Annotated in this window: 10 protein-coding genes; 6 read left to right on the top strand and 4 right to left on the bottom strand. The window is 68.6% G+C overall.

The annotated features are described in order from the left end of the window. From VA603_RS06425 to VA603_RS06410, 4 genes are all read right to left on the bottom strand, one after another. The coding region (locus tag VA603_RS06425) for a UvrD-helicase domain-containing protein (RefSeq protein WP_323438294.1) at window positions 1-445 on the bottom strand (445 nt) is incomplete at its 3' end. Then, window positions 442-3798 (bottom strand): exodeoxyribonuclease V subunit gamma, encoded by a 3357-nt coding sequence (gene recC / locus VA603_RS06420; RefSeq protein ID WP_323438293.1) that lies wholly within the window; start codon window positions 3796-3798, stop codon window positions 442-444. The genes recC and VA603_RS06425, both read right to left, overlap by 4 nt. Window positions 3799-3908: 110 nt before the next feature. Then, on the bottom strand, window positions 3909-4415 hold the full coding sequence (locus tag VA603_RS06415; RefSeq protein ID WP_323438292.1) for a hypothetical protein: 507 nt from the start codon (window positions 4413-4415) through the stop codon (window positions 3909-3911). Continuing rightward, a complete protein-coding gene (locus tag VA603_RS06410; RefSeq protein WP_323438291.1) occupies window positions 4400-5512 on the bottom strand; it encodes a PAAR domain-containing protein in 1113 nt (370 codons plus the stop codon). The genes VA603_RS06415 and VA603_RS06410 overlap by 16 nt, the downstream gene beginning before the upstream one ends. A 358-nt stretch (window positions 5513-5870) precedes the next feature. On the opposite strand from VA603_RS06410, the gene VA603_RS06405 reads away from it, so the two are divergent. From VA603_RS06405 to VA603_RS06380, 6 genes are all read left to right on the top strand, one after another. Further along, the gene (locus VA603_RS06405) at window positions 5871-6668 is read left to right on the top strand and encodes an ABC transporter ATP-binding protein (RefSeq protein WP_132864084.1); all 798 of its coding nucleotides are present in this window, start codon (window positions 5871-5873) and stop codon (window positions 6666-6668) included. A gap of 181 nt (window positions 6669-6849) precedes the next feature. Further along, the gene (locus tag VA603_RS06400) at window positions 6850-7599 is read left to right on the top strand and encodes an MlaE family lipid ABC transporter permease subunit (protein WP_132864083.1); all 750 of its coding nucleotides are present in this window, start codon (window positions 6850-6852) and stop codon (window positions 7597-7599) included. Window positions 7600-7690: 91 nt separating this feature from the next. Further along, window positions 7691-8218: an outer membrane lipid asymmetry maintenance protein MlaD gene (gene mlaD / locus VA603_RS06395; protein WP_323438290.1), complete on the top strand. Its 528-nt coding sequence runs from the start codon at window positions 7691-7693 to the stop codon at window positions 8216-8218. Then, a complete protein-coding gene (locus VA603_RS06390) occupies window positions 8215-8883 on the top strand; it encodes an MlaC/ttg2D family ABC transporter substrate-binding protein (protein ID WP_132864081.1) in 669 nt (222 codons plus the stop codon). Before mlaD ends, VA603_RS06390 begins: the two co-directional genes overlap by 4 nt. Then, on the top strand, window positions 8873-9181 hold the full coding sequence (locus VA603_RS06385) for an STAS domain-containing protein (RefSeq protein ID WP_132864080.1): 309 nt from the start codon (window positions 8873-8875) through the stop codon (window positions 9179-9181). Before VA603_RS06390 ends, VA603_RS06385 begins: the two co-directional genes overlap by 11 nt. Before the next feature lies 1 nt (window position 9182). After that, the coding region (locus VA603_RS06380; RefSeq protein WP_323438289.1) for an MlaA family lipoprotein at window positions 9183-9829 on the top strand (647 nt) is incomplete at its 3' end.

The raw sequence follows: 9829 nt of genomic DNA, 5'->3' as shown, positions 1-9829 counted from the left end.
AGGTGTGCCCGCTTTCCAGCGCGTATTCGCCGAGCACGCGGGTGCAGAAGCCGTGGATGGTGAAGATCGCCGCCAGGTCGGTTTCCTCGGCGGCCGCGCGCAGGCGCCGTCCCAGCTGGGCCGCGCTCTCGCCGCCCTGGTCCAGGTGGCGCTGCAGGACGGCGTGGGTCAGCGCGGTTTCCGGGGTGTCGCTGGCGTCCGGCGCCACCCCGACCAGGCGCGCAGCCAGGTCCAGGCGCTCACGGATGCGCTTGCGCAGCTCCTGGGTGGCGGCATCGGTGAAGGTCACCGCCAGGATCTGGCCCATGCGCAGGCCACGCTCGACCACCAGGCGGGTGAACAGCGTGGCCAGGGTGAAGGTCTTGCCGGTGCCGGCGCTGGCTTCGATCAGGCGCAGCCCATCCAGCGGCAGGTCCAGGTAGGGGTCGTGTACGGCGGTGTTCATGCCGCACCTCCAGTGCGCCCGGTCGGGCCCGGTTCGGCCCGTACCCGACCCTCGCGCAGGGCCGAAAATATCAACAGGCTGTTGTGGATAAATCTGTGAGTAGTGTCTTCGGCAGCGAACGGATCACTGCCGCGCAGGGCCAGCCGCAGCGCTTCGCCGTCGCGCTCGCCCCAGCTGTAGTCGCCGCCGTACCAGCGCGCGTGTGCAGACTTTTCGCGGTTTTCGGCAGCGGCGTTGTAGATATCCCAACCGGTGTACGGGGCAAACAGCAGCGGCGCCTGCAGACCGGCGGAACGTAGCTGCAGCAAGGCTTTCAGGGCATTTTGTGCCGCTTCCGGCGAGGGCGCCGGCAGGGCGTGCGGGCCGTGCCCGTCCTGCCCGCCGTCGTGGAACTGCAGCAGCGGCAGGCCGGCACCGGCGGCATTGGCCAGCAACCAGTCCAGCCCCCCGCGCAGCACGTAGGCCACCCCGGGCGCACCGGCATGCAGGCGCACCAGCCCCTGTGGATGAATCTGGTTGACCCGCCCGTGCAGGCGCAGGCCATCGACCTCCACTTCGTACAGTTCCGAGCGCAACGGCTGGCCGTCGTACCAGGCCGCGAAGGCTTCGGCGCTGGGCCGGACCCGGCCGAGCACGCGCTTGAACTGCTGTTGGCCCAGCGCACCGGACGGCAACAGCGCGCGCGCGCGCAGGCGCTGGTACAGCCCCTGTTCGCGACCTTCCAACAAGGCGGTCAACACCTGCTGCTGCAGGGCCGAATGCTCGCGGCCACCGCCGGGGACGACCAGCGGCTCGGTGTCTTCGCTGTGGTCGATCTCGCCGGCCAGGCGCAGGCCCAGCCGCTGGCCGAGGAACTGCCCGGCCGGGTCGGACAGGAAGCGGCGCAGGCTGTCCAGCGACAAGGCTTCGTCCTCCAGCGCGGCCGGCAACGGCGCGGCCTGCAGGCCGGTGAACCACGGCGCCAGCGCACGGCGGTTGCCACCGATCGCACCGGCGGCCGGGTGCCATTGCTGGCGATAGCTGAAGCGACGCGGCTCCTCGCCGCCGAACGCAGTCGGCGCGAACGGCTGCAGCGGGTGGCGTACCACCAGCTGCCGGCGCACCGCGGCCGGGTCCTGGTGGTAGGCGGCGGCCGCGTCGATCAGTTCGCTGACCAGCACCGAGGGCTCGCGCACGCTGCCATCGCGCGCATCGGCGCCCAGGTAGCTCAGGTAGAACACCTCCTGCGCGGAGGCGAACAGCTGCAGGAACAGGAAACGGTCGTCCTCGCGCAGCGAGCGGTCGCCATGGCGGCGACGCGTGGTGCCCAGCTCGGCGGTGAGCCGGCTCAGGCCCGCGGCCGGGTCGCGACGCGGGAAGTCGCCGTCGTTCAGGCCCAGCACGCAGATCACCCGGAACGGTAACAGCCGCATCGGCACCATGCGGCCGAAGCTGATGCCGCCGGTCAGCAGCGGGGCGCGGGTATCGGCCTCGGACAGCACCGCGGCGAAGTGCGCGCGCACCACCTCGGCCGGCACGCTGGCGGCGAAGCCGGCCGTGTCCGCGTCCTCGGCGAACTCGCTGACCAACTTGCGCAGGCGGTCCAGCGCGCGCTGGGTGGACGGCTCAGCCGGGGGCTCGGGCAGCAGCGCCTGCAGCAGGCCGAGCAGGCGTTCGCGCCATTGCGCCGGGGTCAGCGCATCGGCCAACGTCTTCTGGTGGCGGGCCAGCACCCGCAGCAGGCGGATCAGCGCATCCAGCGCGGCCAACGCACCGCCTTCCAGTTCCGGCCACGGGGCGACGCCACCGATGTCCTCGTCGCTGCCGCTGGCATGGCCGAGCAGCAGGCGGTCCAGCGCGAACTGCCAGGTGTAGGCATCGTCGCGCGGGGCCTGATGCGGGTCCGCGCGATGCGCAGCGTCCAGGCCCCAGCGGGCACCGGCGGCCTGCAGCCAGGCGTGCAGGCGTTCGAAGGCGGCCGCGTCCAGCCCGGCGGCGGCGGCCAACGGCGCGCTGGCCAGCAGGTCGAGGATTTCATTGAGGCCAAAGCGCGACACCGGCAGGCCCAGCAACTGCACGAACACCTCGGCCAGCGGCTCGCCCTGCAGCGGGCTGGCATCGGCCAGCGCCCACGGGATGTGTTCGTCGCTGCCGCCGCGGCCACCGAACACCGATTCCAGGTACGGCACGTAGGGGTCGATGTCCGGCGCCAGCACCGCGATCTCGCGCGGCTGCAGCGGCGGATCGAAGCGCGGGTCCTCCAGCAGCGCGCGCAACTGGTCGTGCAGCACCTGCATCTCGCGCAGGCGGGTGTGGCAGGCATGCACCTGGATGCTGGGGTCGTCCACGCGCAGGCGCTCGCGCAGCGGCGGTCCGGGCAGCGCGCGGCGGTGGTACAGGTCGGCCTGCAGGCGGTGCAGCAGGCTGTCCCCCAGCCCACCGGCATCCAGGCCGGGGCCGGCCTCGCTTTCCGGGTCGACGTAGGCGGCGATCTCGCCGGAGGGGTGCACCACCTCGTAACTGCCCAGCACCGCCATGAAGTCGCGCCCAGCCGCGCCCCAGGCCTGCAGCAGCGGGTTCTCGCCGGCCGGCGCGCCGAACGGATCGGCCTCGCCGCTACGCAGCTTCTCGCCCAGCGTCTGCAGGTCGCCCCAGTACGAGCGGGTCGGCGTGGGCATGTAGAAGTGCAACGTGCCGACCCGCGCCTGGGTGGCGATCACACGCAGCACGTCCGGCGACACATTGAGCGTGGCGAAGGCGAACAGCCGCCCCGGCAGGCCCTGCGGCAACGGCTTGCCCTCGCCCTCGAAGCGGCGCAGGTAGTCATCGATGCGACGCGCACGGTACTGGTGGCCCCCGGCGATGGCCCGCCACAGGATGGCCTGGGGATCGTTGGGCTCGCCGCCCTGCTCCCAGTCCAGCAGCCAGTCACGGCGCCAGGCCTGATACTTCTCGAACACCCCGCCCAGCTCGCCGGCCAACGCCCACGGCCGCAGCGGGTCGTCGCGGTCCAGGTAGGCGCGCAGCGCGGCCATCGGCGGCCGGGCCATCAGCGCCGGATCGGTCAACGCCGCGTACAGCCGCCAATGCAGGCCACTGGCGCCGAGGTCGTCGGCCTCGCCGCTGACGTTGGCGTTGAGCGCACGCGCCACGAACTCGCCGGGCGTCAGGAACTCCAGGTTGGCGGCGATGCCGTACTCGGCCGCGAGCGTGGACTGCAGCCAGCGCCGCATCGCCACCTGCGGGATCAGCACCGTGTCGGCGGCCAGCAGCGGCTGCCCGGGCGCAGGTTCGCGCAGGACATGGGCCAGCAGCGAGGCCAGCACGTCCAGGGCATTGGAGTGATAGAGGCGGAAATCGGGTACGGCGGTCATCGCGCCATCTTGCCGTAGCAGCAGGCTTACGGCGAGGTAGCGCTGCGTTCACCGCCTTCCAGGCATCGGCCAACCGTGCATCGCATTCTTCCGGCGGCAATGGCCACCACTCAGCGACCGAGCGTTGCGTCTTCCCGGCGGTCGGTGACATGCAGGTAGGCATGGACCTGCTGAGCCCCTGCGGTGGTTCGTTCCGGGTCCAGCCGGTAGGTGAAGTTGACCGTGATATCCACAGGCAACGACGCAAACCGGTCAACGACCACATCCGATATCTGCTCCCGGAAGCGAACCGACTCACCGGGAGCAAGGGTCCGGCTGTGCGCGAGCAGGCGTGGTGCGGGGGGACTCATCCGGACACCGGTCTGCTTTCCGGAACGGTTATCCACCAGTGTCATGGCAGGACCCCGGTGGCCGATGTACTCGACAGGCAGTGACACCGCCTTCTTCCCGGCATTGAACAGCTCGAGCTCCACCTCAACCATCCTTCCCGCATACCGGCAGGGCCCAGGCTCAACGCACCGGACCCTCAACTCGATCTGCGAGAGGTCATCGCTTGCATGGGCCGTAACCGTCCATAGCGACTGAACCAGCACCAGCACCATCAGGAAACGACGCACGTGACCTCCCTACCCAGCTCCAGACGCAAGAGTTCCGTCACCTCGATTCCGACGTTCCAGACATGTCGAGGTTCAAGCACTGCACTATGTTCCTCGGACATCAGTGTGGGGGCCTGACCCTCGTCATGCCCCATTCCCTTCGTCCTCACCAATTCCTCACTGGGCATACCATTGGGCATGAAGTACTGCAGGATCCGTGCTTCCTTTCCATCGTCCATGTATTCGTCAGGCAATCCCAAGCAATGCATCAGTTCATGCACATATGTCCATGGGCCCGTCTGCACGTCGACAACGATGATGTTCTGATCAACATGTTCGCGGAAGACTTCATCACGTAGATCCAGTACGCAATCTTCGTTCTCCTCGACATATTCAATCGCATAGCGAATCGCAAAAGAGCACGTTCCACACTGTGGGTCGTCGATCAGCAACTTGAAGCGACCATTCAGTCCCCCGGTGAGTCCTTGCCAGATTTTTCTCTTGGCTTCCTGGATTTCCTTGTCCGAGACAAGCCTGTAACCCGGCACAAGTTCGTAGGGCTTGATCTTCATCTTGATGGTGACGGTGATATCGCCCCCCGATTTCAGTGGGACATCGAGTCGGAAGCTAACCGGCCAATCCACCCCGTCGTCAAAATGGCTTCCATCCGTCCCATACGATTCGAAGTAGCGCCCACGCGCATCCACCTTCACTTGGGTGACGAGATCCTTCATCCAGCAGTGGCTGGTAGGCTGCTCACCTGTTGCCGGCTGCGCCGGAGGCGCTTTCGGCTGGTCTGCCCTCGGCTCCCAGCGCATGGGAGAAACACCTCGCAGCAGATCCCTCCCGATCCCACTGTGGCCATCGGCGATGTGAGCCAACTGCTGCCGCCCCGCCAGCAGTACGCAACCACAGCTGGCCTTGTCCCCATTCCGTGCGACGGCCTGCCCGTCGATCAGGAGCGTGGGGTCACCGGTCACGATGGCGCCGGCGCCATGCCGGGTGCAGAGGACCTTGTCGCCGACTCGCGCCACCGCGCGGCCGTCGATATCGGTGTGCGGCGAGCCGGACAGCACCGCGCCTCCGCGCTGCAGGGCATCGCCAACCACGATGAGCATCCGTGACATCGCCGCTCGGCCTCCCTGGCCGATCCTTCAGGGAAATCAGCGGCGGACCTTAGTGCAGGGATGCGGCGGGATGATCAGGGGCGGCGAGGTTGGCCCGGGATCACTGGCATGACAACGCGCGGGGCTGGCAACAGGGCAGTTCCACTTGCCGCGCGTCCCGGTGTTCCGGGCAAGCGGCCCGGCGACCCCGTACGGATTGGGCCAACCGGCGGACACTGTGTTGCTGCTCCCGGGACTGCTCATCACCCATGGTTCGCCCGGCGGATGCGACAATACTGCACGGACCAGTTCGCTTTTGTTCAGCCGCGTCTGATAATCCTACAACGTTGTTTTTCCGTTAAAGGCCACCATGCCCTCGAACCCGCCACCCCTGGTGCAGTTGTCCAACGTACGCATCGACCGCGGCGGGCGCACGATCCTGCGCGACGTCTCGCTGCAGGTGCCGCGCGGCAGCATCACCGCGGTGCTGGGCCCGTCGGGCAGCGGCAAGTCGACGATGCTGGCGGCGCTGACCGGCGAGCTGCGCCCGGTGAGCGGCAATGTGCAGCTGTTCGGCCAGGACATCCCGCACGGCAACCGCGCCCTGCTGGAGATGCGCAAGAACGTCGGCGTGCTGCTGCAGGGCAACGGCCTGCTGACCGACCTGAGCGTGGCCGAGAACGTGGCGCTGCCGCTGCGCGCGCATACCCGGTTGCCGGAGCCGGTACTGCGCCGACTGGTGCAGATGAAGCTGCACGCAGTCGGCCTGCTGGCCGCCGCCGACGCCTGGCCGCGCGAGCTGTCCGGCGGCATGGCGCGGCGCGTGGCGTTGGCCCGTGCGCTGGCACTGGACCCGCCGCTGATGATCTACGACGAGCCGCTGACCGGGCTGGACCCGATCGCCTCGGGCGTGATCATGAGCCTGATCCAGCGCCTCAACGACAGCCTCGGCCTGACCAGCATCATCGTCAGCCACCACGTCCACGAGACCCTGCCGATCAGCGACCAGGCGGTGGTGATCGCCAACGGCGGCATCGTGTTCTCCGGCACGCCGGACGAACTGCAGGCCAGCCAGGACCCGCTGGTGCGCCAGTTCCTGCACGGCCAGCCGGACGGCCCGATCCCGTTCGATGCGCCGGCGCGCAACTACGGGCTGGAGAACGCGTGATGGTGCCGATGCACGAAATGCGTGATTCCTGCCCCCTCACCCGCATGGCGGGAGAGGGTTGGGGAGAGGGCGCTTCTGCGCTCAAGGCTGCCCCCCTCCGCCCTTCGGGCACCTCCCCCCGCAAGCGGGAGAAGGACAACAGCGGCTTCCGCACCTCCAACACTTCAGGAGTCGCTCTCTGATGCCCTTCGCCTCCTCCATCCGCTCGCTCGGCCGCGCCGGCCTGTTCTCGCTGACCGTGCTGCGTGGTTCGCTGCCGACCCGTGACTTCCTGGCCGAGCTGACCCGCGAGATCTACAAGATCGGCGCACGTTCGCTGCCGATCATTGCCGTTGGTGGCGCGTTCGTCGGCCTGGTGCTGACCCTGCAGGGCTATCGCACGCTCACTACCTTCGGTGCTTCCGATGCGCTGTCCACGCTGCTGGGCCTGTCGCTGTACCGCGAGCTGGCGCCGGTGCTGACCGCGCTGCTGTTCATTGGCCGCGCCGGCAGCTCGATCGCCGCCGAACTGGGCCTGATGCGTGCCACCGACCAGATCAAGGCGCTGGAGCTGATGGCCATCGACCCGGTTGCCAAGGCGGTGGCGCCGCGCTTCTGGGCGGCGGTGCTGACCGTGCCGCTGCTGACCGGCATCTTCTGCTCGCTGGCCATCACCGGTGGCTACTTCGAGGCGGTGCATGTGCTGGGCCAGGACAACGGCACGTTCTGGTCGGGGCTGCGTGGCAGCGTCGACTTCTGGGATGACTTCGCCGTGGCCCTGCTCAAGTCGGCGATCTTCGGCGGCACCGCGGCGCTGGTGGCGGCCTACGTCGGCTTCCACGCCGAGCCGACCATCGAAGGCACCTCGGTGGCGACCACCCGCGCGGTGGTCAACGCCTCGCTGCTGGTGCTGATGTTCAATTTCGTGCTGTCGGCACTGCTCTTCCAGTAATACCCCACGCCCCGCGCCGGTCGCGTGGGAACAGAACCCGAACGGCTTCGCCGCGGCGAAGCACCAGATGGATCAGGAGTGAGATAACAACATGGCCATCCGTGGACCCAGACTCGAATTTTCCGTCGGCGCCTTCCTGCTGCTGGCCCTGGCCTCGCTGCTGGTGCTTGCCGTGGCATCGACCAACCAGCGCTTCGGCGTGGGCGGCGGTGACTATGTGCTCAAGGCCCGCTTCACCCAGATCGGCCAGCTGCGCAAGCAGGCGCCAGTGAAGGTCGGCGGCGTGACCATCGGCCAAGTGGCTGATATTCAGCTCGACCCGGTTAAATACGACTCCATCGTCACCCTGGCCCTGGACGGCAAGTTCAAGGATCTGCCCGCCGATACCTCGGCAGGCATCTTCACCAGTGGCCTGCTGGGCGAAAGCTACATCGGCCTGCAGCCCGGTGGAGACCCGGAACCGCTCAAGTCCGGTGACGAGATCGTCTTCACCCAGCCGGCGGTGGACCTGATCCAGCTGGTTGGCAAGTACATGTTCAGCGGTGGCGGCAATGCCGCCGGCACCGAGACCCACGAAACCCCCGGCGCAGACGCGCCCGCAATGGAACCGCAACCATGAACGTGAAACTGCTCGGCGCCGTGCTTGCTTCGGCCCTGCTGGCCTCCACCCCTGCACTGGTCAGCGCGCAAGCGCGCCCGGCCGCCACCGCTGCCCAGCCGTCGCCGGCCGCACGCACCGTGCTGGATTCCAGCACCCGCATCATCGACACGCTGCAGTCCCGCCGCAGCGAGTTCCGCAGCAACCCGGCCGCCCTGCGCAGCTTCATCGACGGCGAGCTCAGCCGTGGCTTCGACCGCGACTACGCCGCCCGCCTGGTTCTGGGCGTGCACGGCCGCGGCGCGTCGGACGAGGACGTGAAGCTGTTCGCCGACGCCATGGCCGACAACCTGATGTCGCGCTACGGCTCGACCCTGCTCGACATCCAGGGCAAGCCGAGCTTCCGCTACAAGGGCGAAACCGCGCTGCCGGGCAACCGCGGCGTCAAGGTGACCACCGAACTGGTGCGCTCGGGCAGCGAGCCGACCCCGGTGGAGTACCTGATGCGCAACGTCGGCGGCCAGTGGAAGATCTTCGACGTGATGATCGAAGGCATCTCCTACGTGCAGACCTTCAAGAACCAGTTCGACGCCCCGCTGCGCCAGAAGTCGATCCGCCAGGTGGCCACCGAGCTGCGCAGCGGCAGCATCCAGGCCAACGCCGGTCCCGCTCCCCGTGGCAAGTAATGCCAGCGCCCGCATCGAGGGCGACACCCTGCACCTGGCAGGCGTGCTCGACCGCGCTGCGGTAACGGCGTTGTGGCCGCAGCTGGCGCGCGTGCCGGGCACGTTGCGCCAGCTCGACCTGCAGCTGCTGGAACGTGTCGACAGCGCCGGGCTGGCCGTGCTGGGCGAGCTCGCCGCACGCCTGCGCGCGCATGGGCCAGTGCAGGTCCTCGGTGCGCCGGCAGGGCTGGACGAACTGCGGGCAGCCTACCGGCTGTCCCCGTCACTCGATTTCAATGCGACCGCAGCAGGAAGCTGACATGAGCATCATCCGCACCCTCCCCCTCCTGGCCTGCGTCGTGCTGCTTGCCGCCTGTGCCGGCAAGCCGGCACGCGACAGCGCGCCGGCCTCCCGCCTGGTCGAACCGTCGCAGGCCATCGAACAGCCCGTGGCGGCCAATGACGTGCCGGCGGCGGCGGAAACCCCCGCCGTCGATACCGACACCTCCGGGCACGACACGCCACCGCCGGCCGCGGCCAGTGCGGGCACCGCCAGCGAAGATGTGGCCCCCACCGCCGCCGAGGACGACTTCGCTGCGCTGTACGGCGGCCCGTCACCCGGCACCGGCGCGGAGGAAGCCACCGGCGCATCGCCGTCCTACGACCCGTGGGAGAAGTACAACCGCGGCGTGCACCGCTTCAACAATGCCGTCGACCGCAGCGTCGCCCGTCCGCTGGCCACCGCCTACACCAAGGTGGTGCCGCAGTTCGCGCGCACCGGCGTGACCAACTTCTTCAGCAACCTGCGCTCGCCGCTGACCATGGTCAACCAGCTGCTGCAGGGCCATGCCGATGACGCCTGGGACACGCTGGGCCGCTTCCTGATGAACAGCACCTTCGGCATCGGCGGCCTGTTCGACCCGGCCAGCAAGGCGATGGTGCCCAAGCGCAGCGAAGACTTCGGCCA

Source organism: Stenotrophomonas capsici, assembly GCF_034961085.1.
Lineage (GTDB): Bacteria > Pseudomonadota > Gammaproteobacteria > Xanthomonadales > Xanthomonadaceae > Stenotrophomonas > Stenotrophomonas capsici.
Note: the sequence above shows the minus strand (reverse complement) of the source record. Positions and strands in the feature narration are given on the sequence as shown.